Below are 26,390 nucleotides of genomic sequence, written 5' to 3'. Positions count from 1 at the left end.
GACCCTAGCGGGCGACCTCGCTCTGCACGGCGAGTCCGGCGATGAGCAGAGATACTCCGAAGTCGAACGAGTCGCGCTCCCCACGGGCTCGCTCCTCCGCGTCAGACGGTTGTGCGCCCAGCGCGGCAGTGACCACGCCGAGGCTGTCCGCCTGCATCCTCTGCTGCTCGTGAGAGACATGACCGAGCAGAAAATGGAGAAAGGCCGCGGCTGCGGCTCGTTCGACGCGTTCGTCGAACTCGCCTAAGCGGATCGCGGCGGTGAATCTGCCGAGGGCTTCCCCCTTGCCGAGACCGAGCGCCTGCGAACTGAGAACGACCTCTGCGCCGTCTCGGAACGACAGCAGGGCGTCTCTCAGCGCTCGAGCTTCGATGCGCACGGCCGAGGCCCAGTCGGTCTCTCCGTCGCCCCTCGTGTGTGCGCGGTGCACGATGCGGTCCGATACGGCGGCGAGCAGCGTCTGCTTGTTCTCGAAGTGCCAATACAGAGCGCTCGGCTGCACATTCAACGTGGACGCCAGTCGCCGCATCGTCAGATCAGCCAGACCGTGTTCGTCGAGGATGGCCAGTGCCGCGTCGACGACGTCGATTCGGGAGTGTCGCTGTGATCTTGCCGAGGAGCGGGCATCAGTGGTCATCGTGGTCCCATCGTAGCAACTAACATGAACGCTGTTCAGGTGAACGTTGTTCAGGACACGACGGAGGCGCAGAGTGGTCAAGCAGGCGGCATGGGACGTGCGTGATACGACGCGAGTAGCGGCTTTCGCCGCCCTCATCGCGGTTCTCGGTCTGCCTGGTGCGGTCCCCGTCTTCGGGGGAGCCGTTCCCATCACCTTGCAAACGTTGGGTGTGATGCTTGCCGGAACGATTCTCGGTCCCTGGCGCGGCGCGGCGGCAGTGCTCACACTCGACGTGCTGGTTCTGATCGGGCTGCCTCTTCTGTCGGGCGGTCGGGGAGGTGCGGGCGTGTTCGTGGGTCCGACGGCGGGATATCTGATCGGGTGGATTCTCGGCGCCTTCGTCGTCGGCGCCATCTCCTTCGCCGGCTCGCTGAGGCCCACCTGGTGGCGCACCGCAGCAGCCTGTATCACGGGCGGCATCGTTGTCGTCTATGCGTGTGGGATTCCGGTACAAGCCCTGGTGACCCGGCTTCCCCTCGCCCAGACAGCGCTGACCAGCATCGTCTTCCTTCCGGGCGACCTCGTCAAGGTCGTACTCGCCACCGCCATCACCCTCACGCTGTGGCGCGCATACCCGCGCGCGTTCAGCCGCAGAGTCATCAACCGATGAACCCTGATCGTCTCATCTCGTTTCGCGCCGTCTCCGTCGACTTCGACACCAGAACCGCCCTCGAGGACGTCTCCGTCGCCCTCGATCACAGGCGCATCGCCGTCATCGGATCCAACGGATCTGGCAAGTCGACCTTCGCGCGTCTGCTCAACGGCTTAGCCTCCGCGAGCAGCGGCGAGGTGCGCGTGCACGGAATCGACCCTCTCCGCCAGGGTCGGTTGCTGAGGCATCGGGTGGGCTTCATCTTCAGCAATCCCGACAGTCAGATCGTGATGCCGACGGTCGCAGAAGACATCGCATTCTCGCTTCGAGGTCGCGGGCTGTCTCGAACGGAGGTCGACGAACGCGTGTCGCACACGATGGACACCTACGGTCTCGCCGGCCATGCCGACTCTCCCGCGCACAGTCTGTCGGGCGGCCAGAAGCAGCTCCTGGCACTGAGCTCGGTTCTCGTGAGCGAGCCAGAACTCATCGTCGCCGACGAGCCCACGGCCCTGCTCGACGCCGCGAACACTCGGCGTATCGGCGATCACTTGCTCGATCGGATGCCCCAGCAGCTCGTCCTCGTCACGCACGACCTGCGCCTCGCGGCACGCTGCGACGTCGCGGTGTGGTTCGACCAGGGTCGCCTGGTCGGATGTGGCGATGCCCACTCTGTCATCGAGGACTACGAGAGGAGTCACGGATGATCAGCGCGTACCGATCGGGTACGAGTCCTGTGCACCGAATGCCGACGGGCATCAAGCTGATCAGCTTCATCGGGATGTCTCTCGTCATCGCCGCGGTCGTGACCGATCTGTGGCAGGTCGTCGCCGCACTGACCTTCGTGATGACGGCCTACGCGTTGGCCGGGCTCGATGCGCGGGTGCTGACGGGTCAGGTTCTCGCGGTCAGGTGGGTCATCGTCTTTATGCTCGTGCCCCAGCTGCTCTTCCTCCCCGCACTCGTCGCCGCCTCCAATACCGCGCGTGTGGCGTTGATCATCGTCCTTGCCGCCCTGTTCACCATCACGACGAGCGTCCCCGACCTTCTCGATGCTGTCGAACGCGCACTGGTTCCACTCCGCAGGTTCGGAGTCCGGCCCGAGGGCGTAGCGCTCGCTCTGGCCCTGACAATCACGTCGATTCCCGTGCTCGCAGGTTTCGCCTCGACGATTCGGGATGCCCAACGGGCCCGAGGCATTCCCGCTCATCGTGTGAGCTTCGCCGTTCCGCTCCTCATCATGTCGCTGAAACACGCCGACGATCTCGCGGACGCCGTAAGCGCGCGGGGAATCGAACCGTGAAGGTCTATGGCCAGACGGTGGACGACGAGACGCGGTGCGTGCACTACCGATCGGCGAAAGACATCGTCGCCATCAGGTTCGCCTGCTGCGGCCGGTACTATCCGTGTCATCTCTGCCACGAAGAAGCGGAGACCCATCGGGCACGGCAGTGGCCGCTCCGGGAGCGAGGCACCAAGGCCATTCTCTGCGGAGCGTGCGAGACCGAGCTCTCGATCGTCGACTACCTCGCGACGGATCGGTGCCCTTCCTGCTCTGCGCTCTTCAACGAACGCTGCAGCCTGCATGCACACCTCTACTTCGAGATGTAGGTCGACCGATCGATCAACTCGTCTTCGATGTCGTTGTCGCTCTTCGCCTTGGCCTTGCGACGCCGCTCACGCTCGGCCGCCCGTTCCATCTCATCCGGGTCGTCGGCGTTCAGAGAACGGTATTCCTGCCGGGCCGCGTAACCGAGGCCGAGGAATCCGAGCAGGGCGAACACGAACCATTGGAAGGCGTAGGACAGGTGCGGACCCTCGTCCTCCGGCGGACGCGTCTCGAGCTGGCCCGTGTCTGACGACGGCGACTCTGTGGCCAGGTCGCCGTATGCTCCCGTGTAGGTGGGCTGGTCGAGCTGCTCGGCGATCGTCGGAAGATCGATCGACGGAATCTCGCCGGCGGCAGCCGACCTTCCCTCGAGCTTCGGCTCGCTGGCCTTCAACCTGGCGACGACGGTGACCTCGCCCTGGGGAGCCGAGGGGACGACATCCGGTTTGTCCTGCTCCTGGCCGGTCGGAAGCCAGCCCCGGTCGACGATGAAGACAGAGCCGTCGTCGAGCCGGAACGGCACGAGGAGCTCGAATCCGGGTTGCCCGCCCGACGGGCGATTGCGCACCAGCAGCTGCTCTGACTCGAGGTACGAACCCGTGAGGGAGACGGTCGCCCACTTCTGCGACTCGTCGAAGGAACCCAGGCCGTCGAGCACATCCGTCACAGGCCGGGGCGCGGCGTCGTAGTTCGCCGCGACGCGGTTATTCTCAGTGAGCGCATCGGCCCTTCTGGCCAGTTGCCAGCATCCGAGCAGCACGCACACGAGCGCGAAGACCACCGTCAGCGCGAGGTATCCACCCCAGCGCGAGGTGAGAAGGAACCGCCAGCCGGTGTTCACGCCGTACCCCGGGCATCCGCCTCGGCCAGAACCTCGAGCGGAAAATCACGGGCGGCGAGGAACTCGCGGAGGAACGACACGTGCTCGTCGCACGCCAGCCAGATCTTGCGCCTGGTCTCGTCGTGGATCTTCGGGTTGCGCCACTCGATGCGCCAGTCGGATGCTGCGCGGCACCCCGCGCGGGAACACTCCGAGCCCGTCGGCTCGAGTCCGAGGCCGATCATTCCGGCCGACCGCCGAAATCACGGGGAGGCCGCGCTCCCGGAATGGCGACGACACCGCCCGGACGGTTCACGACGGATTTCGTGGGGGAGCCGACGTTGGCCAGCACGACAGCGAAATAGGGGAGCACGATGGCACCGATCGCCGGCAGGATCAGCCACCAGCCGTGCACGAAGAGCATCAGCACGATGCAGATGATGCGGATGGTCATGGCGATGCCGTACTTGATCATGCGCGTGCGGCGCTCATCGCCCGGCGAAGGCGGGAGATCGGTGATCGACTGCTGTTTCATGCGCTCGTCTGTTCGGGTTCGATGGCCGGAAGGCTGCACTAAGCCTACGCCGCGTATGCACCTCTTATGCTGGTACGGGCCAGTGATCCACGCCCCGCACTTAAGGACTCGTTCATGACGACAGCTCGTACCGTACTCATCACCGGCGGAAACCGAGGAATCGGCTACTCCCTCGCCCAGGAATTCATCGCCCAGGGGCACCGGGTGGCCGTCACGGCTCGCTCCGGGGAGGGTCCGGAGGGCAGCCTCACGGTGATCGCCGATGTGACGGATTCTGCGTCGATCGACCGTGCTTTCACCGAGGTCGAGGCTGCGCTCGGGCCGGTCGAGGTGCTTGTCGCCAATGCGGGTGTGACCAAGGACACGCTTCTGCTGCGGATGACCGAGGACGACTTCACCTCGGTCATCGACACGAATCTGTCCGGGTCGTTCCGCGTGATCAAGCGTGCGTCGAAGGGCATGCTCAAGGCCCGCTTCGGACGGATCATCTTGATCTCGAGCGTCGTCGGCCTCTACGGCTCACCAGGCCAGGTCAATTACGCCGCCTCGAAGGCCGGCCTCGTCGGCATCGCCCGATCGATCACCCGGGAGCTCGGTTCACGCGGCATCACGGCCAACGTGGTCGCTCCCGGCTTCATCGAGACCGACATGACAGCTGCCCTTCCCGAGGCCACGCAGGCGGAGTACCTCAAGACGATCCCGGCCGGCCGCTTCGCGACGCCGACCGAGGTCGCGCGCGTGGTGGCGTGGCTCGCCTCGGATGACGCGGGGTACATCTCGGGTGCGGTCATCCCGGTCGACGGCGGCCTCGGAATGGGCCACTGATCGACCGACGCGGCTTCAGCCTCGCAGGCCCAGAGCAGGAAGAACCTGGCTCAGGTCGCGATCGCTGATGGCGACGTTCGCCGAGCGGCGAACGACCGGCCGTGCGTCGAAGGCGACCGATAGGCCCGCCGTCTTCATCATCTGCAGGTCGTTCGCGCCGTCTCCGACGGCCACCGTGCGTGATCGAGGAACGCCGTACGCAGAAGCCCACTCTACGAGCGCGGAGGCCTTGGCCTCTGCATCGATCACCGGACCGAGAACGGCACCGGTGAGTCGTCCCTCGCGCACGTCGAGCCTGTTCGCCCTCCAGAAGTCGAGCCCGACGTCTCCGGCGAGCTCATCGAGCAACTCGTGAAACCCTCCCGAGACGACGCCCACAACGCTGTCATTCGCGTGCAGGGTGTCGATCATCTGCTGGGCCCCGGGCGTGAGCCTGATCTGCTGGGCGATGTCAGGCAGTTGCGCCACGTCGAGGCCCTCGAGGGTGGCAACGCGCGAACGCAGACTCTGCTCGAAATCGAGCTCCCCACTCATGGCGCGCTCGGTGATCTCCGCGACCTCGGCGAAACTCCCCGCGGCCTGGGCGAGCATCTCGATGACCTCGTTCTCGATGAGCGTCGAGTCGACGTCGAGCACGACGAGAAAACGAGCAGCGTCGTGAGACGCGATGCGTGAATCTATCGGCTGGCGGCCCGGGCTGTGCAGAACTGCCTCCGATGTCAGACTCATGGCTCTACTCGGATTCCCTTTCCCACGACCGTGATGCCCGAGTCGGTCACGGTGAATCCGCGCTCTCGATCTCGCACCGCATCCGTGCCCACCTGAGCCCCGGCCGCGACCACCACGTTCTTGTCCAGAATAGCCCGCTTGACGATGGCGCCCGGCTCGATGTGCACGCGGTCGAACAGCACCGAATCCTGCACGAGGGCCTCGGACTCGATGGTCGACCACGGGCCCACCACGCTGCCCTCGACCCGAGCACCGGAGATGAGGCAGCCCAGCGACACGAGCGACCCGAGCGTGGTGCCGGTGTTGCCCTTCGCATCCCGCACGAATTTCGCCGGCGGCGAGTTGAGCTGCTGGGTGAAGATCGGCCACTCGCGGTTGTAGAGGTTGAAGATCGGCAGTGCCGAGATCAGATCCTGGTGGGCGTCGTAGAACGAATCGATCGTTCCCACGTCGCGCCAGTAGTAGCGATCGCGGTCTGTCGCTCCCGGCACCTCGTTGCGCTGGAGGTCGTACACGCCGGCCAGTCCGCGCTCGACGAAGTCGGGAATGATGTCGCCACCCATGTCGTGGCTCGAGTCGGGCTTCTCGCCGTCACGGATGACAGCCTCGATGAGCATGTCCGCGTCGAACACGTAGTTGCCCATCGAGGCCAGAACCTCGCCTGGGGAGTCGAGCAGACCCTTGGCATTCGTGGGCTTCTCGAGGAACTCGGAGATCTTCGTGGGGTCGTCGTCGGATGTCTGGATGACGCCGAACTGGTCGGAGAGTTCGATCGGCTGGCGGATCGCGGCCACGGTCGCACCCAGGCCCGACTTGATGTGCGCGTCGACCATCTGCTCGAAGTCCATGCGGTACACGTGGTCGGCGCCGACGACGACCACGATGTCGGGTCGCTCGTCGCCGATCAGGTTGAGGCTCTGCAAGATAGCGTCCGCGGAGCCCGCGAACCACCGCTTGCCCAGGCGCTGCTGAGCCGGAACCGATGCGACATAGGAATCGAGCATCATCGGTAGCCGCCACGTCTGGGAGACGTGCCGGTCGAGGCTGTGCGACTTGTACTGGGTGAGCACCACGATCTGCCGCAGGCCGGAATTCACCAGGTTCGACAGAGCGAAGTCGATGAGCCGATAGCTGCCGCCGAACGGAACGCCGGGCTTTGCCCGGTCTGCGGTGAGCGGCATAAGACGCTTACCCTCTCCGCCGGCGAGGACGATGCCAAAAATCTTCTTCGATGCTGCCATGCACTAACAGTAGAGCCTCGGCGGAGGACTGTACTACGTTCATAGCTGTGCGAGTAGACGTAATATCCCGAGAGTATCCACCCGAGGTCTATGGCGGAGCGGGGGTGCATGTCGCCGAGCTCGTCAAGGCGCTGCGCGGCAGCATCGACGTCGTCGTGAGGGCTTTTGGAGAGCCGCGTGACGAGCCCGGTGTCTTTTCGTATTCGACTCCGGTCGGGCTCGCCGAGGCGAATCCTGCGCTCAAGACGCTCGGCACCGACCTCGAGATCGCCAACGACGTCGCGGGGGCCGACGTGGTGCACTCGCACACCTGGTACGCGAATGCGGCCGGCCAGATCGCGGCGCGGCTGCACGGCATCCCGCACGTGGTCACGGCGCATTCACTCGAGCCACTCAGGCCCTGGAAGGCGGAGCAGCTCGGTGGGGGATACCGGCTCTCGAGCTGGATCGAGAAGACCTCCTTCGAGAGTGCCGACGCCGTGATTGCCGTCAGCCACGGAATGCGCCGCGACATTCTGCGCAGCTATCCGTCTCTCGATCCCGAGCGGGTCAGCGTCGTCTACAACGGCATCGACCTCGACAAGTGGCACCCCGAGAAAGACGACGACGTGCTTGCCGAGTTGGGCATCGACCCCAACCGCCCCACGGTCGTGTTCGTCGGACGCATCACGCGCCAGAAGGGGCTGCCGTATCTGCTCCGCGCGATCGAGAAGCTCTCGCCCGAGGTTCAGGTGGTGTTGTGCGCCGGCGCGCCGGACACTCCCGAAATCCTCGAGGAGGTCGCTGGCGGCGTGCGCGAACTACAGAAGACCCGATCCGGCATCGTGTGGATCGACAGGCTCCTAGATACCCGCACCCTGTCTGTCGTGCTGTCGAGCGCAACGGTCTTCGTCTGTCCCTCCGTATACGAACCCCTGGGCATCGTCAATCTCGAGGCCATGGCGTGTGGCCTGCCGGTCGTCGGAACGGCCACGGGAGGAATCCCCGAGGTGGTCGACGACGGCGTCACGGGTCTGCTCGTACCGATCGATCAGGAGCAGGACGGCACAGGCACACCGACCGACCCAGAGCGGTTCGTCGCCGACCTCGCCGCCGCTCTCACCCGGGTGCTCGACGACCCGGAGTGGGCACGGTCGATGGGTCGCGCGGGCCGGCTACGGGCGGAGAGCACATTCAGTTGGGCTCAAATCGCGGTCGAGACGGAGCGGATCTACCGCTCGCTCCTCTGATCACCGGTTAAGCTAGATCCATGCCCGTGGTACTCCAGCTGTCCGACGTGTCCGTAGTGCGAGACGCGAATCCGATTCTCTCGAACCTGGACTGGACGGTGGAGGGCGACGAACGCTGGGTCATCCTCGGACCGAACGGCGCGGGCAAGACGACACTCCTGCAGATCGCAGCCGCTATGAGCCACCCCTCGAGCGGTGTCGCTACCGTTCTCGACGGAAAACTCGGCCAGGTCGACGTGTTCGAGCTGCGCCCCCGGGTCGGCTTCGCTTCCAGCGCCATGGCCCGACGTTTCCCCGCCGATGAGACCGTGCTCAACGTCGTTCTGACGGCGGCGTACTCGGTGACGGGCCGGTGGAACGAAGACTACGAAGATGTCGACCTCCGACGCGCGCATCGCGTTCTCGCGGAGTGGAAGCTGGATCACCTCGAGAACCGACTGTTCGGTTCGCTGAGCGATGGCGAGCAGAAGCGCGTGCAGATCGCGCGGTCGGTCATGACCGATCCAGAACTCCTCTTGCTCGACGAGCCTGCGGCGAGTCTCGACCTCGGGGCGCGTGAAGAACTCCTGCAGCTGCTCGGCGGATACGCCAGTTCCTCCGAGTCGCCCGCCATCGTGATGGTCACCCACCACGTCGAGGAGATTCCGCGCGGCTTCACCAGTGCGCTGCTCGTCTCGGGCGGACGTATCGTCGCGGCCGGACCGCTGACGGAGGTGCTGACAGAAGACAATCTGGAGGCCACTTTCGGACTGCCGATCACCCTCACAGAGGTCGACGGCCGTTACTCAGCACGGGCCGCCTGACCCCGCACTTTTCTGATAGAGTTGACCGCTGGCCCGGTCGCCGCTGCATCGCTCCGCGCGCGTGCCAGGTCAAAAAGACTTTTTCGCATCACTCGTACCCATAAGGACACCCCATGAAGACAGACATCCACCCGAACTACGCTCCGGTTGTCTTCCGCGATCTCGCCTCCGGCGCGACCTTCCTGACCCGCTCCACGGTCGGCAGCTCGAAGACCATCGAGTGGGAAGACGGAAACACCTACCCGGTCATCGACGTCGAGATCTCGTCCGAGTCGCACCCGTTCTACACGGGCAAGCAGCGCATCATGGACTCGGCCGGACGCGTCGAGAAGTTCAACAGCCGTTACAAGGGCTTCGGCGCGTAACACGCCACTCAGCATCGAAGAAGGGCCGGAAGCGATTCGCTTCCGGCCCTTCTTCTGTTCCCAGCCGAACGGCCACGCCGTTCTGTTCCGTTCTCAGCCGACCGGCCACGCCGTTCTGGCGGTGAATTCGGGATTGTGGGTGCGACGCATGTACTCCTGAAAACTCTCGGCCTGCTCTCGAAACCAGTCGACCTGACGGTCGTGCAGCTCGTGCACGGCAAGAGCCGAGACGGCGTCGTGCTTCTGCGCCAGAGCCTGCGCAACCCGACCCGCGGCAATGGCATCGGCGCCGGCGTCATGAGCGTCGAGCAGCTCGACTCCGTAGACCACGGCCGCTGCCTCGAGGGTTCGCTTGCCCTTGCGGTAGCGATCGACCGCCTTGTCGATGACCAGAGGATCGACGATGGGGCCGGGCAGCTCGAGCGGGTCGATGCCGTAGCGCACGGCCTCGTGGTGCAGCAGGGTGAGGTCGTAGGGCGCGTTGTAGATCACCAGGGGCACGCCGTCTGCGAGGAGAGCACGGAGCGCCTCGATGATCTCGTAGACCACGATGGCGGCGGGACGTCCGTCGGCGACGGCCGTCTGCGTGGTGATGCCGTGCACTGCTGTCGCCTGCTCGGGGATGTCGACTCCGGGATTCGCCAGCCAGTCGAGTCGCGAGACCGGATGCCCGTCGACCCCGATCACGCTCACGTTCGCCGTGACGATGCGACTCGTCTGCACGTCGATGCCAGTGGTCTCGAGATCGAAGACGGCGAGGCGGTGCCACCATGGCGCCGCCTCAGCCGCCTCGATCTCGGTCGGATCTGCGATGAGAACCGCCTCGTCGGAGAGGCTGAACAATTCGGGCTGCGCTGAATCTGTCACAACTCGAACTCTACCGGCCACCTCGGACGCTACCCTGGCGCCACCTGGGGATCAGAACCGCTGGTCGACCGACTGGCCGATCTGCAGCCAGAAGAAGCTCTGCGTTCCCAGAGTGAGGGTGAGACTGCCGTCGTCGCCGATGGTCGGGAACTCGCCGCCTCCGAAGAGATCGACGAGACGTCCGCCCGCCTGATCGGGCAGCTGGATGTGAACAGCGACGGGGTTGTGGGCGAAGCTGAACACGCACAGCACCTGCTCCGGCGCGTCGCCGAGGTGCGTACCCGAGCCCTCATACGTGCGCACGAAGGCGAGAACCGACTCGTGGTCGGTCTGCAGAACCTGCATACTGCCGAGCCCGAACGCCGGATGCGCCTTGCGCACGTGGATGACGTTGCGCACCCAGTGCAGAAGAGACCGCGACTGCGCGAGCTGGGACTCGACGTTGACCAGAGCGTAGTTGTAGACGAGCGACTGCACGACCGGCAGGTAGAGCTTGCCCGGGTCGGCGGTGGAGAATCCCGCGTTACGGTCCGGAGTCCACTGCATCGGCGTGCGGGAGGCATCGCGGTCGTTGAGCCAGATGTTGTCGCCCATGCCGATCTCGTCGCCGTAGTAGAGGAACGGGCTTCCCTTCAGGGCGAACAGCAGCGCGTGCGCCAGTTCGAGCTCCGCGCGCGAGTTGTCGAGCAGGGGAGCGAGGCGCCGCCGGATTCCGATGTTCGAGCGCATGCGCGGGTCGTAGGCGTACCAGCCGTACATCGCCTGGCGGTATTCCTCCGAGACCATCTCGAGCGTCAGCTCGTCGTGGTTGCGCAGGAACACGCCCCACGCGGCCGAGTCGGGCACATCCGTCGTCTCGGAGAGGATGCGCACCAGCTCGTCGGCATTCTGCGAGCGCAGCGAGTAGAAGATACGGGGCATCACCGGGAAGTCGAAGGCCATGTGGCACTCGGGCTCCTCCTCGGTGCCGAAGAAGGCGGCGACCTCGCGCGGCCACTGGTTCGCCTCGGCGATCAGCACGCGGCCCGGGTAGTCCTGGTCGACCATGGCGCGCAGCTTCACGATGAAGTCGTGAGTCTTAGGCTCGCCCTCTCCGTTGCCCTCTTCGGACTCGTAGAGATAGGGGATCGCATCGAGGCGCAGCCCATCGACCCCGAGTTCGAGCCAGAACCGCACGATGTCGAAGATCGCGTCGTGCACGGCGGGGTTCTCGAAGTTGAGGTCGGGCTGGTGCGAGAAGAAGCGGTGCCAGAAGAACTGGCGACGCACCGGGTCGAAGGTCCAGTTCGATTCCTCGGTGTCGACGAAGATGATGCGGATGCTCTCGTACTTCTCATCCGTGTCGCTCCAGACATAGAAGTCCCCGTAGGGTCCCTCGGGGTCCGAGCGGGACTGCTGGAACCACTCGTGCGCGTCGGAGGTGTGGTTGAGAGGGAAGTCCATGACGAGACGCATGTTGCGCTCGTGAGCCTTGGTGACGAGGTCGCGGAACTCGTCGAGTGTTCCGAACTCCGGAAGAATCGACGTGAAGTCGGAGACGTCGTACCCGCCGTCGCGCAACGGCGAGTTGTAGAACGGCGGAAGCCACAGGGCGTCGATGCCGAGCCACTGAAGGTAGTCGAGCTTCGAGACGAGCCCGGCGATATCACCCGCCCCGTCGCCGTTGCTGTCGACGAACGACCTCACCATCACCTCATAGAAGACGCTCCGGCGATACCACTGGGGATCGAGCGTGAGTCCCGGCAACTGAATGGGGGCGGTGAAGTTCACGTACTAGTCCTTCCGAGGGCGCGTATCGGGCGTATCGACGCGCTGCATCAGCCCAGTCTAGGCGTGCACCTACACTGGATCACGATGATTGTTCCCTCTCCTTATGCAGCCCGACTCGACGCCATCCCTCTCGAGCGGCGCACCGAAGAACTCGCCGGCAGCACGACGGAACTCTGGGTCTACGGCCCACACGACTCCGACACGACGATCGTCCTGGTCCACGGCTTCCGCGGCGACCACCACGGCCTCGAGCCCGTCGTCGCCCATCTGCCGCAGTACCGCACCGTTGTCGCCGATCTTCCGGGCTTCGGCGTGTCGACGCCCCTCGACACCGATCACGATATCGAAGGGTATGCGGCATGGCTCCTCGAGCTCGTCGACCGCGTGCGAGGGCCCGGACGCACGGTGGTCCTGGGTCACTCCTTCGGCTCGATCATCGTGTCCGCCGCGCTGGCGCGGGGACTCCGCGTCGATGACATCGTCCTTGTCAATCCCATCGCAGCGCCCGCGTTGTCCGGCCCTCGAGGCATCCTCACCCGCCTGGCGGTCTTCTACTACTGGGCCCCCGCCAAGCTGCCCGAGCGCCTCGGATTCGCCGTGCTCAAGGCGCCGATCGTGACGCGCATCATGAGCGTCACCATGGCGAAGACCCGCTCGCGCTCTCTGCGCCGGTGGATCCACAATCAGCACGACCTCTACTTCGGTGCCTTCTCGAACCGACAGGTCGTTCTCGACGCCTTCAAGGCCTCGATCTCGCACGATGTCTCCGAGTACGCGTCCGAGAACACGACGCGCACGCTGCTGATCGCAGCCGATCGCGACGACATCACGCCGGTCGAGGCCCAGCATCGCCTCACCGAGAAGATCGCCGATTCGCGACTGGTGATCCTGACCGGCGTCGGACACCTCGTGCACTACGAGAGGCCCAAGCAGGCGGCCGACGCGATCGACGCGTTCCTGCGCGACGAAACGGGTGGCCGATGAGGGTCGTCGTCGACTGCCGGTACACGCGCATCGGCAGGCACGACGGAATCAGCCGCTACACGGCCGGACTCGTCAGCGCGCTCGCCGACGAGCATGACCTCGTGATGCTGATCAGCGACATCCGCCAGCTCGAGATGCTCCCCGATCTGCCGTGGCACCTCGCGAGCTCGCCCACCAGCGTTCGCGAGCCCCTCGTGGCGCTGCAGGTCAACGCCCTGAAGCCCGATGTCGTCTTCTCTCCCATGCAGACGATGGGATCGTTCGGTCGCCGCTACGCGCTCGCCCTCACGGTGCACGACCTCATCTACTACTCGAATCCGACTCCACCCCGCGATCTCGCCTGGCCCATCCGCCTGCTCTGGCGCGCGTATCACCTGTCGTGGTGGCCCCAGCGCTACCTGCTGTCGCGGGCGGATGCCGTGGTCACCGTGTCGCGCACGACACGCGACCTCATCGCCCGCAACAGGCTGACCCGCAGGCCGGTCACCGTCGTCAGAAATGCTGCGGACGGCGCGGTGTCGTCGCCCGAGCCCGCCGAGACGCGCCACCGTCACCTCGTCTATATGGGCTCGTTCATGCCGTACAAGAACGTCGAGACCCTCGTCGCGGCGGCAGGCCTGCTCGACGACTACGAGCTGCACCTCATGAGCCGGGTGTCGGATGCCGACAGACGGCGACTCCAGGCCATCGCGCCGAACGCGCGGCTGGTGTTCCACAACGGGGCGAGCGACGAGGAGTACACCTCCACCCTGCGCAACGCGACGGCGCTCGTCACGGCCTCTCTCGAGGAGGGTTTCGGTATTCCGCTCGTCGAATCCATGGCCCAGGGAACCCCCATCGTCGTCAGCGATATCCCCGTGTTCCAAGAGATCGGCGGTGATGCCGGCCTCTACTTCGACGCCCGCGATGCCGCCGATCTGGCCGCGCGGGTACGCACGCTCGAGGACCAGTCCGAATTCACCCGACGGTCCGAGGCAGGCATCGCTCAGGCGGCGGAGTTCAGCTGGACGTCGTCAGCGAAGACACTATGGGCGCTTCTCGCCGAACTGGCGGATCGATCGCGACGCCATTGAACGTATCCAGAACCAGCGTTCCCTCCACGTAGCGGAAGCGGTGATCGGATCCGTTCGGAATGCGCACCTCGGCGGGCGGAAGCGCCTTCTCGGTCACGTAGCGTACAAGCGACCCGATGACGCCACCGTGGGTCACGATGAGGATCCGCTGCCCCGGACGCTGAAGGGCGATGCTCTCGATCGCGGGAAGAACTCGCCGCGTGACGTCGCTTCGCCGCTCGATGCCCCGAACGCCTGCCATGCCGGGAAACCGGCTCGCGAGCGTTGCAGCATCCAGCCCCTCGGCCTCGCCGTAGGCGCGCTCGACGAGTCGATCGTCGACCTCCGGCTCACCGAGGCCGAGCCGCTCCGCGATGATGCTCGCCGTCTCGAAGGCGCGTCCGAGCGGACTCGTCACGATCGCGTGCCACTGTTCGTCGGCCAGCCTCTCGGCAGCGGCCGCCGCCTGCGCGCGACCCGTGTCGTTCATCGGGATGTCCGTCCGGCCCTGGATTCGACGTGCGAGATTCCACTCCGTCTCGCCGTGACGCACGAGAACGAGCTCGGTCATCACGTGCCCTTCGCCGAAAGCAGATGGCGACTCAGCTCGGTGAGTGTCTCGGTCGCCCCGGCATCCAGTTTGACCGTCGCCCGGGAGTCGCCCTTCGTCGCGCCCCGGTTGACGATGACGATGGGCAGGCGCCGACGTCGCGCCTGCTCGAGCAGCCTGATGCCCGAGTTCACGACGAGCGACGATCCGGCGATCAGCATCGCCTCGGCACCGGCGACGAGCGCAGAAGCCTCCTGGAATCGCTCGGTGGGGATGAACTCGCCGAAGAAGACCACATCGGGCTTCAGCATGCCCTGGCAGACGGAGCACGCCGGCACGACGAACGACGAGTAGTCGGTGACGTCGGCGTCGCCGTCGGGTGCCATCGTGATCGCGTCGGGTTCGTCAACCCACGGGTTGTCCGCGGAGATCCGCTCCGCGATGCTGGCCCGGGCGAACGCCTGGCCGCAATTGAGGCAGAGCACGCGATCCATCGACCCGTGCAGATCGACGAGGTGGGTGGATCCGGCCCTCGCGTGCAGGCCGTCGACGTTCTGGGTGATCACCCCGGACACCACGCCCGCATCTTCGAGCGCGGCCAGAACACGATGGCCGGCGTTCGGGCGCGCCGCATGGAACATCTTCCAGCCGAGGTGGCTTCCCGCCCAGTATCGGCGGCGGTAGTCATGACTCTCGCGAAATTGATCGAACGTCATCGGATTGCGTTTCGGCGCACCCTCGCCGCGATAGTCCGGGATACCGGAGTCGGTACTCATGCCCGCGCCGGTCAGAACGACGATGCGCCGCCCCGCGAGGGCAGCCACAGCCTCATCGATCTCTACCGGTGAGTCTGCTCTCGGGGTCGATTCGACCAGCGGGATCACCTGCACCTCCTGCCGTCCGTGTCTGTGGACTCGGACGCTTCGCGTTACTCTTCGAAGTCTAAACAGTCCCGAGTGCGGTTTTGTTTCCGATACGACTTTCTCGATCGCGACAACACGGCACGCGGAAGAACGAGGAGTGCCCGAGCGTGAAGACAGTGCGGATCGACAGCCTCGACCTCCCCGGACTCGACGACTATGCGCGGCTGACCGATGTGGTTCTGCGACGTCTCAGCGAGCCCGCCGGGGGCCTGTACATCGCCGAGTCGTCGAAGGTCATCGCTCGGGCCCTCGCGGCAGGCCATCGGCCTCGCTCCGTACTCCTGCAGGAGCAGTGGCTCGACGACATCGAGCCCCTGCTCGCGGACTGGGATGACGTCACGGTCTTCGTCGGCGACGCGGCAACGCTCGAATCCCTCACGGGATACAACCTCCACAGAGGCGCACTCGCGGCGATGCATCGGCCCGAACTGCGACCGGTCGCCGAGGTCATCGAGGGTGCCCGACGAATAGTCGTGCTCGAGGACATCACCGACCACACGAATGTGGGCGCGATCTTCCGAGCCGTCGCCGGAATCGGAGCCGACGCCGTGCTGATCTCACCGCGCTGCGCCGATCCGCTGTACCGGCGCAGCGTCAGAGTCAGCATGGGCACGGTGCTCCAGGTTCCGTGGACCCGCCTCCCGGAGTGGTCCGAGACGACGCCCCTGCTGCACGACGCCGGCTTCCACATCGCGGCCCTGGCCCTGTCCGATGACGCGGTCACGCTCGACGACTTCGCCGCGACGGCGCCGCAGAAACTCGCTCTGGTGCTCGGCTCCGAAGGAGACGGACTCTCGAGGCAGGCGCTGGGCGCGGCCGACACGGTGGTGACGATTCCGATGAGTCATGGCGTCGACTCCCTCAACGTGGCGGCAGCGAGCGCCGTGGCTCTCTACACGCTCCGGTGAGCACGGCCCGCACGGCCTTCGGCCTGCGCATCTCCTAGGATTGGCGGATGCCCCCGACGTCTGCCCCCGTTCGCCGCCGACGTGGGATCGTCGCCTTCTCGGCCGGCGGCATCCTCGTCGTTGTGGCGGTCGCCCTCGGTCTGTACGTGCCCGCCGCATTGGCCGCGCCGTTGCCGACGGCTCAGCTCGAGTTGACCGTGCCCACGCCACCAGCCGCCGAGCCCGCTCAGCTCGCCCTCCCGGGGATCGGGTCGGGAGCCATCGCGGAGGAGGGTTCCGGCGAGTTCCTGGGCGAGAGCGGTCAGACAGGGCCCGTTCCCATCGCGAGCGTCACCAAAGTCGTCACGGCACTGGTGGTGCTCGAGGCCCATCCTCTCACCGAGGGCGACGACGGGCCGGGGATCACCATGACCGCGGCCGACGTGCAGCTCCTCGAACAGACGCGCGCGGTCGACGGCTCCTACGAACTCGTCAACGAGGGCCAGACCCTCAGCGAGCGCCAGGTACTCGAGATCATGCTGCTGAAGTCGGCGAACAACTACGCCGAGACGGTCACCAACTGGGCATTCGGATCGCTCGCAGGCTACCTCGATGCTGCCCGCTCGTTCACGGCCGCACACGGACTCGCAGACACCACCATCGTGGATGCGTCAGGCCTCGATCCGGGCAGCCGCAGCTCGACGAAGGACCTGATGACGATCGCCTCGCTCGCTCTCGCCGACCCCGTGCTCGCGAAGATCGTGTCGACAGCCATCGATCAGGTGCCCGTCATCGGGGAGATCGACAATAGCAACAAACTCCTCGGTATCGACGGTATCGACGGCATCAAGACAGGAACGACGGACGAGGCCGGGTCGTGTCTGTTGTTCTCCGCCGAGTTCACGGTCGGCGACGAGACGAAGTCCGTGGTGGGGGTGATCCTCGGAGCCGAGAGCTCTCAGGCCGCGCGGGATGCCGTCCAGGCTCTCCTCGCCAGCACGAAGGCGGGCTTCACCACGCTGCCCCTCATCAAGGCGAACACTGAGGTCGGCAGCTATACGACGGAGTGGGGAGAGACGGCGCCGATCGTCACGACATCCGACAGCGATGCCCTCGTCTGGTCGGACGACCCGGTCGACGTCGACGCCAGCGCCGCAGACGTCGTGACGGTGCAAACCGGGGCGAACGTGGGCACGATCCGCTACACGGTCGACGACGTCACGGAGCAGGTCGCGCTCAGTGTCGACGGAACGCTGCAGGATCCCGGCTTCTGGTGGCGGATCGGCCACCCCGAGCTCGTCTTCGGCTAGCCGACGGAGTCGGAGCTGTCGGGCTTCGGCGCCGGCAGGCCCATGGGCACCGCGTCGGGCCGCTTCGGCGAGATCCCGTCTCCGCTCGAGCGATGCGTCACACGCCGGATGACCCACGGCACGAAGTGCGTGCGCGCCCAGACGAGGTCTTCCGTGCGTGCCTGGCGCCAGGTCGCCAGGGGAAGGGGCTCGGGAGCGCCCGACTGCAGCTCGTTCTCGACATTGAGCGCCTGCAGCACCAGACGAGCGACCTCGTGATGACCGAGAGCGTTCAGGTGGAGCCGGTCCGGACTCCACATGCGCGAGTCCTGAATGCTCGACAGGCCCCACTGGTCTGCGACGATGCAGTCGTGACGCGCGGCGATCGTACGAAGATTCTCGTTGTAGATGGCGACCTTGCCCCGGATGCCTCGGAACACGGGGGAGAAGGCCACATCCGTTCCCGTGAAGATCACGACGGTGGCGTTGTCGCGCCGCAGTCGCTCGATCCCCGCGTCCATCCGGCGCGCGATGTCATCAGGGTCCGTTCCGGGGCGGATGATGTCATTGCCGCCCGCCGAGATCGTGATCAGGTCGGGCTGCAGGGCCAGAGCCGGTTCGACCTGTTCGTCGAGGATTCCCTGCATCAGCCGCCCTCGGATGGCCAGGTTCGCGTAGGCGAAGTCGTCTCCGGCCTCGGCACCCAAGACCTCGGCCACACGGTCCGCCCAGCCCCTGTACCCACCGGGGCTCGCTGGCTCCGGGTCACCGATCCCCTCGGTGAACGAGTCTCCGATCGCCACGTATCGACGCCATGGATGCCGCTCGGTCATATGCACTCCTTCGAAGAAATCCACTCGTCAATGTACTCCTCTCGCTTCGTCGCCGAGGCATCTCGATTCGTTCCTGGTGTCGGCAGCTGCGGGTAGTGTGGATGCACGTGAACAGCCTGCCCGAACCTCTTCCCCTGCCCGAGCTCCGGGTCGATTCCGCGGGCACCGACGGCACGCCCGTGGTGGGCAGCGGCGCCGCGGAGCATCTCTCCCCGTCCTTTCCCGAGCGGGCGGCCTGGGGCACAGCATCCAAGCTCCGCGCCTGGCAGTCCGAGGCTCTCGAGGCCTACTTCACCCATCAACCTCGTGACTTCCTCGCGGCGGCCACCCCGGGCGCGGGCAAGACGACCTTCGCTCTTCGCCTCGCCAGCGAACTCCTGCACAGGGGCATCATCGATCGGGTCACCGTCGTGGCCCCGACCGAGCACCTCAAGAAGCAGTGGGCAGACGCCGCCGACCGCGTACACATCCGGCTCACCCCGGGCTTCAAGAACAGCGATCGCCGCTACGGAAGTCACTTCCACGGCGTCGCGGTCACCTACGCTCAGGTCGCAGCCAGACCAGCACTGCACCGCGAACTCACCGAGTCGGCGCGCAGTCTCATCATCCTCGACGAGGTTCATCACGGCGGAGACGCGCTGAGCTGGGGCGAGGCGATCCGTGAGGCCTTCGCTCCTGCAACCCGACGGTTGTCTCTCACGGGCACCCCGTTCCGTTCCGATACCTCGCCCATCCCGTTCGTCAGCTACCTGCAAGACGAGCACGGCATCAGGCTCTCGCAGACCGACTACAACTACGGCTATGGTCGCGCCCTCCAAGACGGGGTCGTGCGCCCCGTGCTCTTCATGGTCTACGCCGGCCACATGCGGTGGCGCAGCAAGGTCGGCGACGAGATGGAGGCGCGCCTCGGCGAGGGCAACACCAAAGACATCACGTCGCAGGCGTGGCGCACAGCCCTCGACCCGGCCGGCGACTGGATCCCCTCTGTGCTCGCCGCCGCCAACCGTCGGCTCGCCGAGGTGCGTCAGGGCATTCCGGATGCCGGCGGCCTGGTGATCGCAACCGATCAGTTCACGGCCCGCGCGTATGCCGCCATTCTCGAGAACATCTCGGGCGAGCCGGTCACCGTTGTTCTCTCCGACGAGAAAGAGGCCTCGGGCCGCATCGAGGAGTACTCGAAGTCGTCGAGACGGTGGATGGTCGCCGTGCGGATGGTGTCCGAGGGCGTCGACATTCCTCGGCTCGCCGTGGGCGTCTACGCCACGAGCGCGTCGACGCCGCTGTTCTTCGCCCAGGCCATCGGCCGATTCGTCCGAGCCCGACGCCGTGGTGAGACCGCCTCCATCTTCCTCCCGAACGTCCCCGGCCTCATGGCTTTGGCCGGAACGATGGAACTCGAGCGAGACCACGCTCTTGATCGACGCGACTCGGGCGACCCCGAGGGCGACATGTGGAACCCCGAAGACGCCATGGTCGCCGAGGCCAACGTGCAAGACAAAGCCTCCGATGCGTTGCAGAACGACTTCGCCTTCCAGGCCCTTGGCTCGCACGCGACGTTCGACCGGGTGATGTTCGAGGGCAGCGAGTTCGGCGCAGAGGCTCCGGTCGACAGCGACGAGGAGCTCGACTTCATCGGCATCCCCGGGCTGCTCGAGCCCGATCAGGTGCGCGAACTCCTTCAGCACCGGCAGGCCAGGCAGCAGCGTCACGCCGCCGACCGTCGCAAGAACTCGCCTCCCGGGCCGGCCGAAGACGAACCCGCCGCGCCTCTCTATCGCACGCTGGCGGAGCAACGCAAGCTTCTGAACAGCCTCGTCGGCATCTGGGCCAAGACCTCAGACCAGCCCCACGGCCTGGTGCACGCCGAGCTGCGTCGAGTCTGTGGCGGTCCGGCCGTTCCTCAGGCGAGCGTCACGCAGCTGCAGTCGCGCATCGCCACGGTGCGCAAGTGGATGGGCGCCCACCACTCCTGACCCTGCCCTCGGGTCGGCATCCTCGCGATCGCTTAGAGGAAGCGGACGAAGTAGTAGCTGCCCCAGAGCGAGTGCGCGTGAGTCACGTAACGACCCCAGTCGGGGGAGTGGATGACTCCACCCTGGCCGTCGTAGATGCCGATGTGGCCGCTCCACACGACCGCGTCGCCCGCCCGGGCGTCGGATGAGGAGATGCGCACGCCCTGTGCCGCCTGAGTGGGAACGTATCGCGGCAGATCGATGCCGAACTGCTTGTAAACGTACTGGGTCAACCCGTCGCATCCGAAGCTGTCGCTGGGGTCTGCACCCCAGCCGTAGGGAACGACGCCGACGAACTGCTCCGCGTAGGCCACGACAGCGTCACCGTTGTAGCTCTGCGGAGGGTTGACGACGGGAGCGGATGGAGCGGGAGCGCTCGGCTCACCGCCGCCTGAAGATCCCTCTGAGGGTCCGCCCGCGGAACCTCCTGCGGATCCGTCGCTACCGCCCGAGGACGGTGCGGGGGCCGGCGCCGCCGCTTCCGCGTCCGCAGCGGCTCGCGCAGCCTCATCGGCTGCCTGCTTGGCCTGCGCCGCAGCCTGCACGCCCGCCTTGTACTGGTCTTCGGTGAGGTCGAGATTCGTGGTCAGGGCCTGGAGCTGCACGGAGAGTTCGGCTTCGTGGCTCTGCTGCTCGATCAGTGCGGCACCGACCGTCTGCTGAGCAGTGACGGCTTCGTCGAGTGCGCTCTGGGCTGTCGACGCAAGTGCACCCAACGCGTTGCGCGCCACGTCGGCCTGTTCGCTGAGCGAGTCCGCTGTGTTCTGGTCGATCTGGGCCTGCTGATAGATGCCGGTGGTCGACTCGCTGAGCTTCGACATCGTTCCGAGTTGGTAGAGCAGGTCGCTCGCCTTGTCGCCTTCGACGAAGAGACGAGACGAGAGGTCGTTGCCGCCCGAGCGGGCGAACTGTGCGGCGAGGATCGCTGCCTGCGAGCGGGACTCGGCCGCCTTGGTCTTCGCGGCAGTGGCCTTCGACTCCAGCTGATCGGCCTTGACTGACGCCGTGTTGTACGCGGTCTGAGCCGTTTGATTCTCTTGCCAACGAGCCTCCGCTGCGGCCTGGGCTTGGCCTACCTGAGTCTGCAGACCGTCGATGAGGCCCGTGATGCGGGAGATCTCCGCCTCTTTGGCTGCCTCCGACGATCGAGCGGCGACCACGTCGTTCCACGACGGATAGTTGTCGGCGGAGACCGGCGACGAGGAGATCGCACCGACTGCCAGCATGCCGACCACAGCAGTCGCAGCAAGAACACCACGCCAGTGAGAACGACGAGCAGAAGACCGACCGAGAGACGCGGTGGTGGTGACGAGCATGGTTTCCCCGAATTCGCAGAATGGCCGCAATGGCGTCGTGAGTCACATTCGTCACAACAACAACATCGCTCACACTAGCAACGAATTGAATGCGACTCCATACACGAGCAACGACCGATTCCTCGGAGCAACTTCGGCGTGTCGCGTTTTGACGTCGAACACGCGACGAAGGCCCCCCACCCGGATGGGTGGAGGGCCTTCGTTGACAAGCTTCGCTTTACGTGGTCTCAGTCGACGCTTTCACGTCGCCTCGACCTCATAAGGAAAGACTTAGAGGGGGCGGATGTTCTCAGCCTGGGGACCCTTGGGGCCCTGTGCGACGTCGAATTCGACCTTCTGGTTCTCGTCGAGCGAGCGGTATCCGCTGGAGGCGATAGCCGAGTAGTGCGCGAACACGTCGGGGCTGCCGTCTTCGGGGGCGATGAAGCCGAATCCCTTTTCAGCGTTGAACCATTTCACTGTGCCTGTAGCCATTGCAAACTCCTCCTGGAGTGATAATTCGGTCCCGATTGTCGGGGCCACTCGTCGGGGTGTTCGTCGTCTCCCAGGATTGGGCCCGAACAGTGTCGGGCAGGGCACCGGAGGCACCCCGGACGTGCGAGGCACATCAACTTCTGTGAACAGCCTACTATGCTCTTGGCCTCACCGCGCGACCAAAATCATCACGCCTTGGTCACGCTCATGCGAAACAGACCCGATAGACAGAAAAAACCCCCGAGATCTCGCGTTAGACGAGATGTCGGGGGTGATTCTTATTTCTGTGTCCGAAGGGGGACTTGAACCCCCACGCCCTATACGGGCACTAGCACCTCAAGCTAGCGCGTCTGCCATTTCCGCCATCCGGACTGGATGAGCTGCTTTCCGTTCTCGGTGCAACCAAGGTAAGACGATAGCACGGTTTGAAACCCCCTCGACGCCACGAGTCCGTCGAGGCCCTGCGGTACCGTGAAAGCATGACTTCGATGCCCGAGAACCCCACCCCTGAGGCCGGTCTCGACGCCACGGCCTCGATCGCCCGTGACCTCATCCGCTTCGACACGTCGAACTTCGGAGAAGGCCGCTCCAACGGCGAGACGGACGCGGCGGAATACGTTGCGGCACACCTGGAGAGGCTCGGCTTGACCGCCGAACTCATCGATTCCGAGCCAGGTCGTACGAGCGTGGTGGCCCGCGTGGAGGGTGAGGACTCGAGTCGCGGCGCCCTCGTCGTGCACGGACACACCGACGTGGTGCCGGCCATCGCCGACGACTGGTCGGTCGATCCATTCGGCGGCGTCATCGCCGACGGCATGCTGTGGGGTCGCGGAGCGGTCGACATGAAGAACATGGACGCCATGATCCTGACCTCCCTCGACGACATCCTGTCGTCCGGCCGCAGGCCCGCACGAGACCTGGTGGTGGCCTTCTTCGCCGACGAGGAGGCCGGGGGAGTCCTCGGCTCTCATTACCTCGTGAAGAACCGCCCCGACCTCTTCGAGGGCGCGACCGAGGCGATTAGCGAGGTCGGAGGCTACTCGATCGACCTAGACGGAACGCGGGCCTACCTGGTTCAGACAGGAGAGAAGGCCCTGATCTGGGCGAAACTCGTTGCACGGGGAACGGCCGGACACGGATCACAGATCAACTCGGACAATGCGATCACCAGGCTCGCCGCCGCCGTCGCGAGGATCGGCAGCCAGGAGTGGCCCGTGCACCTCACCAAGACGACGACGGAACTCCTGGGGCGCGTCGCCGCGATCCTGGGCAAAGATCCCCTTCGGACCACGCCCGACGAACTCGCCATCGCGACCGGAACGGCATCGCGGTTCATCTCCGCCTCACTGCGCAACACGGCCAACCCCACGGGCTTGACGGCCGGATACAAGCACAATGTGATCCCCGACCGTGCCGAGGCGCTGCTCGACATCCGGGTGCTTCCCGGCCAGGAAGACGATGTCATTGCGCGACTCCGCGAGCTGGCCGGTCCCGGTGTCGACGTGGAGATCTCGCATCAGGACATCGGACTCGAGACCGACTTCTCCGGCCCCCTCGTCGACCAGATGATCTCCAGCCTCCACCGGTTCGATCCGGAGGCCGAAGTGCTTCCCTATCTGCTCTCGGCAGGAACCGACAACAAGGCTCTCAGCACGATCGGCGTCAAGGGATATGGATTCGCCCCTCTGCAACTGCCGGCGGAGCTCGACTTCCCCGCCCTCTTCCACGGTGTAGACGAGAGGGTCCCGCTCGACGCATTAGTGTTTGGCAGGAAGGTTCTGACAGACCTCCTGCTGCGCTACTGACCAGGCTCCCACGGTCTCCCGACCGATTCCGCCGCCACATTCCGAAGGGGAGTCCGTGGACTTTCTCAACGCCATCATCCTCGGCCTCGTGCAAGGACTCACCGAGTTCCTGCCGATCTCGTCGAGCGCACATCTGCTGATCGTCGGCCGCCTCCTGGGCACGGGAGACGATCCGGGTGCAGCGTTCACCGCGATCACCCAACTGGGCACCGAGACCGCGGTGGTCATCTACTTCTGGCGCGACATCTCCCGAATCGTCTCCCGGTGGTTCTTCTCGCTCACGGGCCGCGTTCCCCGATCCGACCCCGACGCCAAACTCGGCTGGTTCATCATCCTCGGCAGCGTGCCGATCGTCGTGCTCGGCCTGATCTTCCAAGACGCGATCGAGAGCACGCTGCGCTCGCTCTGGATCGTGGCGGGCACGCTCATCGTCTTCGGGATCCTGCTCGGCGTCGCCGACTACGTCGGGGCGAAGAAGAGACGCCTCGACGACCTCACGGTTCCCCACGCGACCGTGTTCGGTTTCGCCCAGGCACTCGCTCTCATTCCTGGCGTCTCACGCTCGGGCGGCACCATCACGGCCGGACTCTTCATGGGATACGAACGCGCCGCCGCTGCGCGCTACTCCTTCCTGCTCGCCATCCCCGCCGTCTTCGGCAGCGGGCTCTATCAGGTGTTCAAGTCCGTGAAGGAGACCTGCACGGTCGCTACGGCCAGCTGCACCCCGGAAGTCTTCGGTCCTCTCGAGACGCTCGTCGCCACGGTCATCGCCTTCGTCGTGGGACTCGTCGTCATCGCCTTCTTCATGAGCTACATCTCGAAGCGGAGCTTCCTGCCCTTCGTCGTGTACCGCATCGGTCTGGGACTCGTTCTCCTCGTTCTGCTCGGCACAGGAGCCATGCAGGCCTGACCCGTCGAGCGACGGTAGTCTTTTGCAGTGCATTCCTGGACCCGGCCCCTCGTCCCCTCACTTCCCGGACGAGGTCCCGTTCCCCGGGTCTTCGACGATTCGACGGGTGCCCTGGTCGAGACCCGAGGCGTCGACGGCCGAATCGGCCTCTACGTCTGCGGCATCACACCGTATGACGCCACCCACCTGGGTCATGCGTCGACCTACCTGGCCTTCGACGGCATCCAGCGCCTGTGGATCGACGCGGGCCTTGAGGTCGACTACGTGCAGAACATCACGGATGTCGACGACCCGCTGCTGGAGCGGGCGAACGCGACCGGCGTCGACTGGCGCGCCCTCGCCGCGAGCCAGGTAGAGCTCTTCCGCACGGATATGGCTGCGCTCCGAGTCCTCCCTCCTCGCGACTACGTCGCGGTGACCGAGGTCGTCGACCCGATCTCGGATGCCGTGAGCCGGCTCGTCGACGCCGGCTTCGGCTACCCGGTCGACACACCAGACGCGCGCGTCGCCGGCGGCCAGGACATCTACTTCGATATCGATGCGGCCACCGAACGCACAGACTGGCACCTCGGACTCGAAAGCCGTCTCGACGCCGTCACGATGGCTGCGTTCTTCGCCGAGCGCGGGGGAGACCCTGATCGCGCAGGCAAGCGCAATCGACTCGACCCCCTGCTGTGGCGCGCGGCGCGCGAGGGGGAGCCCTCGTGGCCCAGCCCGGTCGGCGAGGGCCGCCCCGGATGGCACATCGAATGCTCCGTCATCGCGCTCGATGCACTCGGCCCGCACTTCTGCATGCAGGGCGGCGGAAGCGACCTCGTTTTCCCGCACCACGAGTTCTCGGCGGCCCACGCCACGGCTCTCACCGGCGAGCGATTCGCCGACGTGTACGCGCACGCGGGCATGGTCGCCTATCAGGGCGAGAAGATGAGCAAGTCGCTCGGCAATCTCGTCCTGGTCTCCCGGCTCCGCGCATCCGGTATCGACCCGTCGGCGGTGCGGCTCGCCGTTCTCGCCCACCACTACCGCGACGACTGGGAGTGGACCGACGCCGGCCTCGCGGAGGCGGTCGCGCGCCTCGATCGCTGGCGCGAGGCGGTGGGCCGGCCGCAGGCGTCCGAGGCCTTCGACGATGAAGCCGCGCTTCTCGCACGCCTCCGCGCCGTACTGTCGTCAGACCTCGACACCCCGGCCGCCCTCATGGCGGTCGACGAGTGGGTGGCGGGCTCGCACCCGACGAGCGGTCTCGTCGCCCGCACGGTGGACGCACTCCTGGGAGTGCAGCTCTAGTCGC

At 65.8% G+C, this 26,390-nt stretch carries 29 protein-coding genes and 1 tRNA gene; 16 read left to right on the top strand and 14 right to left on the bottom strand.

Annotation, left to right across the window (positions count from 1 at the left end; translation table 11 throughout):
- Nucleotides 1-4 precede the first annotated feature (4 nt).
- A complete protein-coding gene (locus ASF79_RS06650) occupies nucleotides 5-637 on the bottom strand; it encodes a TetR family transcriptional regulator (RefSeq protein WP_055853351.1) in 633 nt (210 codons plus the stop codon).
- A 97-nt stretch (nucleotides 638-734) separates the two neighbouring features.
- Here ASF79_RS06650 and ASF79_RS06645 point away from each other — a divergent pair, with 97 nt between their 5' ends.
- Genes ASF79_RS06645 through ASF79_RS17680 form a run of 4 tightly spaced genes read left to right on the top strand, consistent with a single transcriptional unit; the run spans nucleotide 735 to nucleotide 2,882 of the window.
- On the top strand, nucleotides 735-1,289 hold the full coding sequence (locus tag ASF79_RS06645; RefSeq protein WP_235500679.1) for a biotin transporter BioY: 555 nt from the start codon (nucleotides 735-737) through the stop codon (nucleotides 1,287-1,289).
- Nucleotides 1,286-1,978 (top strand): energy-coupling factor ABC transporter ATP-binding protein, encoded by a 693-nt coding sequence (locus ASF79_RS06640; RefSeq protein WP_055853347.1) that lies wholly within the window; start codon nucleotides 1,286-1,288, stop codon nucleotides 1,976-1,978. Before ASF79_RS06645 ends, ASF79_RS06640 begins: the two co-directional genes overlap by 4 nt.
- A complete protein-coding gene (locus tag ASF79_RS17685) occupies nucleotides 1,975-2,574 on the top strand; it encodes an energy-coupling factor transporter transmembrane component T family protein (RefSeq protein WP_055853345.1) in 600 nt (199 codons plus the stop codon). The genes ASF79_RS06640 and ASF79_RS17685 overlap by 4 nt, the downstream gene beginning before the upstream one ends.
- Nucleotides 2,571-2,882, top strand: a complete 312-nt coding sequence (locus ASF79_RS17680; RefSeq protein ID WP_055853343.1) for a CHY zinc finger protein — start codon at nucleotides 2,571-2,573, stop codon at nucleotides 2,880-2,882. The genes ASF79_RS17685 and ASF79_RS17680 overlap by 4 nt, the downstream gene beginning before the upstream one ends.
- Here the strand turns inward: ASF79_RS17680 and ASF79_RS06625 are convergent.
- Genes ASF79_RS06625 through ASF79_RS06615 form a run of 3 tightly spaced genes read right to left on the bottom strand, consistent with a single transcriptional unit; the run spans nucleotide 2,867 to nucleotide 4,235 of the window.
- A complete protein-coding gene (locus tag ASF79_RS06625) occupies nucleotides 2,867-3,721 on the bottom strand; it encodes an SURF1 family cytochrome oxidase biogenesis protein (RefSeq protein ID WP_055853340.1) in 855 nt (284 codons plus the stop codon). The two genes, ASF79_RS17680 and ASF79_RS06625, sit on opposite strands and share 16 nt — an antisense overlap.
- Nucleotides 3,718-3,945: a hypothetical protein gene (locus ASF79_RS06620; RefSeq protein ID WP_055781477.1), complete on the bottom strand. Its 228-nt coding sequence runs from the start codon at nucleotides 3,943-3,945 to the stop codon at nucleotides 3,718-3,720. The genes ASF79_RS06625 and ASF79_RS06620 overlap by 4 nt, the downstream gene beginning before the upstream one ends.
- Nucleotides 3,942-4,235, bottom strand: a complete 294-nt coding sequence (locus tag ASF79_RS06615) for a DUF3099 domain-containing protein (protein ID WP_055781480.1) — start codon at nucleotides 4,233-4,235, stop codon at nucleotides 3,942-3,944. The genes ASF79_RS06620 and ASF79_RS06615 overlap by 4 nt, the downstream gene beginning before the upstream one ends.
- Before the next feature lie 114 nt (nucleotides 4,236-4,349).
- Here ASF79_RS06615 and ASF79_RS06610 point away from each other — a divergent pair, with 114 nt between their 5' ends.
- Nucleotides 4,350-5,060 carry a beta-ketoacyl-ACP reductase gene (locus ASF79_RS06610; RefSeq protein WP_055853337.1) on the top strand — a complete coding sequence of 237 codons (711 nt, stop codon included), beginning with the start codon at nucleotides 4,350-4,352 and terminating at the stop codon, nucleotides 5,058-5,060.
- Nucleotides 5,061-5,075: 15 nt separating this feature from the next.
- Here the strand turns inward: ASF79_RS06610 and serB are convergent, their stop codons facing one another.
- A complete protein-coding gene (gene serB, locus ASF79_RS06605) occupies nucleotides 5,076-5,789 on the bottom strand; it encodes a phosphoserine phosphatase SerB (RefSeq protein ID WP_082466294.1) in 714 nt (237 codons plus the stop codon).
- Nucleotides 5,786-7,030 (bottom strand): glucose-1-phosphate adenylyltransferase, encoded by a 1,245-nt coding sequence (locus ASF79_RS06600; RefSeq protein ID WP_055853335.1) that lies wholly within the window; start codon nucleotides 7,028-7,030, stop codon nucleotides 5,786-5,788. The genes serB and ASF79_RS06600 overlap by 4 nt, the downstream gene beginning before the upstream one ends.
- A 47-nt stretch (nucleotides 7,031-7,077) precedes the next feature.
- Between ASF79_RS06600 and glgA the strand changes: the two genes are divergently transcribed.
- The 3 genes from glgA to ASF79_RS06585 all read left to right on the top strand — a co-directional run bounded on the left by glgA (nucleotide 7,078) and on the right by ASF79_RS06585 (nucleotide 9,427).
- Nucleotides 7,078-8,259 (top strand): glycogen synthase, encoded by a 1,182-nt coding sequence (gene glgA / locus ASF79_RS06595; protein ID WP_055781489.1) that lies wholly within the window; start codon nucleotides 7,078-7,080, stop codon nucleotides 8,257-8,259.
- A 20-nt stretch (nucleotides 8,260-8,279) separates the two neighbouring features.
- Entirely contained in the window at nucleotides 8,280-9,062 is a 783-nt protein-coding gene (locus ASF79_RS06590; protein ID WP_055853333.1) for an ABC transporter ATP-binding protein, read from the top strand.
- A gap of 113 nt (nucleotides 9,063-9,175) precedes the next feature.
- Nucleotides 9,176-9,427, top strand: coding sequence for a type B 50S ribosomal protein L31 (locus ASF79_RS06585; protein WP_044443333.1), 252 nt, complete (start codon nucleotides 9,176-9,178; stop codon nucleotides 9,425-9,427).
- Between the two features lie 93 nt (nucleotides 9,428-9,520).
- Here the strand turns inward: ASF79_RS06585 and ASF79_RS06580 are convergent, their stop codons facing one another.
- Nucleotides 9,521-10,294 (bottom strand): exonuclease domain-containing protein, encoded by a 774-nt coding sequence (locus ASF79_RS06580; RefSeq protein WP_326942851.1) that lies wholly within the window; start codon nucleotides 10,292-10,294, stop codon nucleotides 9,521-9,523.
- Between the two features lie 51 nt (nucleotides 10,295-10,345).
- A complete protein-coding gene (treS, locus tag ASF79_RS06575) occupies nucleotides 10,346-12,064 on the bottom strand; it encodes a maltose alpha-D-glucosyltransferase (RefSeq protein ID WP_055781495.1) in 1,719 nt (572 codons plus the stop codon).
- 84 nt (nucleotides 12,065-12,148) lie between these two features.
- On the opposite strand from treS, the gene ASF79_RS06570 reads away from it, so the two are divergent.
- On the top strand, nucleotides 12,149-13,048 hold the full coding sequence (locus ASF79_RS06570) for an alpha/beta fold hydrolase (protein WP_055853331.1): 900 nt from the start codon (nucleotides 12,149-12,151) through the stop codon (nucleotides 13,046-13,048).
- On the top strand, nucleotides 13,045-14,121 hold the full coding sequence (locus tag ASF79_RS06565) for a glycosyltransferase family 4 protein (protein ID WP_055853329.1): 1,077 nt from the start codon (nucleotides 13,045-13,047) through the stop codon (nucleotides 14,119-14,121). The genes ASF79_RS06570 and ASF79_RS06565 overlap by 4 nt, the downstream gene beginning before the upstream one ends.
- Here the strand turns inward: ASF79_RS06565 and ASF79_RS06560 are convergent.
- Nucleotides 14,048-14,671 (bottom strand): histidine phosphatase family protein, encoded by a 624-nt coding sequence (locus ASF79_RS06560; protein ID WP_082495807.1) that lies wholly within the window; start codon nucleotides 14,669-14,671, stop codon nucleotides 14,048-14,050. The two genes, ASF79_RS06565 and ASF79_RS06560, sit on opposite strands and share 74 nt — an antisense overlap.
- Nucleotides 14,671-15,534: a Sir2 family NAD-dependent protein deacetylase gene (locus ASF79_RS06555; protein WP_442853854.1), complete on the bottom strand. Its 864-nt coding sequence runs from the start codon at nucleotides 15,532-15,534 to the stop codon at nucleotides 14,671-14,673. The genes ASF79_RS06560 and ASF79_RS06555 overlap by 1 nt, the downstream gene beginning before the upstream one ends.
- Before the next feature lie 146 nt (nucleotides 15,535-15,680).
- Between ASF79_RS06555 and ASF79_RS06550 the strand changes: the two genes are divergently transcribed.
- Both ASF79_RS06550 and ASF79_RS06545 read left to right on the top strand, forming a co-directional pair.
- Complete coding sequence (locus ASF79_RS06550; protein WP_055853327.1) at nucleotides 15,681-16,481, top strand: TrmH family RNA methyltransferase; 801 nt, start codon at nucleotides 15,681-15,683, stop codon at nucleotides 16,479-16,481.
- 47 nt (nucleotides 16,482-16,528) lie between these two features.
- Nucleotides 16,529-17,770, top strand: a complete 1,242-nt coding sequence (locus ASF79_RS06545; RefSeq protein WP_055853325.1) for a D-alanyl-D-alanine carboxypeptidase family protein — start codon at nucleotides 16,529-16,531, stop codon at nucleotides 17,768-17,770.
- On the opposite strand, the gene ASF79_RS06540 is transcribed toward ASF79_RS06545, so the two are convergent.
- On the bottom strand, nucleotides 17,767-18,582 hold the full coding sequence (locus ASF79_RS06540; RefSeq protein ID WP_055853323.1) for an SGNH/GDSL hydrolase family protein: 816 nt from the start codon (nucleotides 18,580-18,582) through the stop codon (nucleotides 17,767-17,769). The two genes, ASF79_RS06545 and ASF79_RS06540, sit on opposite strands and share 4 nt — an antisense overlap.
- 179 nt (nucleotides 18,583-18,761) lie before the next feature.
- On the opposite strand from ASF79_RS06540, the gene ASF79_RS06535 reads away from it, so the two are divergent.
- Entirely contained in the window at nucleotides 18,762-20,555 is a 1,794-nt protein-coding gene (locus ASF79_RS06535) for a DEAD/DEAH box helicase (protein WP_235500720.1), read from the top strand.
- A gap of 32 nt (nucleotides 20,556-20,587) precedes the next feature.
- On the opposite strand, the gene ASF79_RS06530 is transcribed toward ASF79_RS06535, so the two are convergent.
- The 3 genes from ASF79_RS06530 to ASF79_RS06520 form a co-directional block, all read right to left on the bottom strand.
- Nucleotides 20,588-21,820, bottom strand: coding sequence for a C40 family peptidase (locus ASF79_RS06530; protein ID WP_162239070.1), 1,233 nt, complete (start codon nucleotides 21,818-21,820; stop codon nucleotides 20,588-20,590).
- 360 nt (nucleotides 21,821-22,180) lie between these two features.
- Complete coding sequence (locus ASF79_RS06525; protein ID WP_044443312.1) at nucleotides 22,181-22,384, bottom strand: cold-shock protein; 204 nt, start codon at nucleotides 22,382-22,384, stop codon at nucleotides 22,181-22,183.
- Nucleotides 22,385-22,671: 287 nt separating this feature from the next.
- A tRNA-Leu gene (locus tag ASF79_RS06520) sits at nucleotides 22,672-22,756 on the bottom strand.
- 107 nt (nucleotides 22,757-22,863) lie between these two features.
- Between ASF79_RS06520 and ASF79_RS06515 the strand changes: the two genes are divergently transcribed.
- Genes ASF79_RS06515 through mshC form a run of 3 tightly spaced genes read left to right on the top strand, consistent with a single transcriptional unit; the run spans nucleotide 22,864 to nucleotide 26,386 of the window.
- Nucleotides 22,864-24,189: a M20/M25/M40 family metallo-hydrolase gene (locus ASF79_RS06515; RefSeq protein ID WP_055853320.1), complete on the top strand. Its 1,326-nt coding sequence runs from the start codon at nucleotides 22,864-22,866 to the stop codon at nucleotides 24,187-24,189.
- 55 nt (nucleotides 24,190-24,244) lie between these two features.
- Nucleotides 24,245-25,099 carry an undecaprenyl-diphosphate phosphatase gene (locus ASF79_RS06510; RefSeq protein WP_055853317.1) on the top strand — a complete coding sequence of 285 codons (855 nt, stop codon included), beginning with the start codon at nucleotides 24,245-24,247 and terminating at the stop codon, nucleotides 25,097-25,099.
- A 27-nt stretch (nucleotides 25,100-25,126) separates the two neighbouring features.
- Nucleotides 25,127-26,386, top strand: coding sequence for a cysteine--1-D-myo-inosityl 2-amino-2-deoxy-alpha-D-glucopyranoside ligase (mshC, locus tag ASF79_RS06505; RefSeq protein ID WP_055853315.1), 1,260 nt, complete (start codon nucleotides 25,127-25,129; stop codon nucleotides 26,384-26,386).
- Nucleotides 26,387-26,390: the final 4 nt, after the last annotated feature.

Origin of the sequence: Agreia sp. Leaf335, assembly GCF_001423605.1 — a bacterium.
Taxonomy (GTDB): Bacteria; Actinomycetota; Actinomycetes; order Actinomycetales; family Microbacteriaceae; genus Agreia.
Note: the sequence above shows the minus strand (reverse complement) of the source record. Positions and strands in the feature narration are given on the sequence as shown.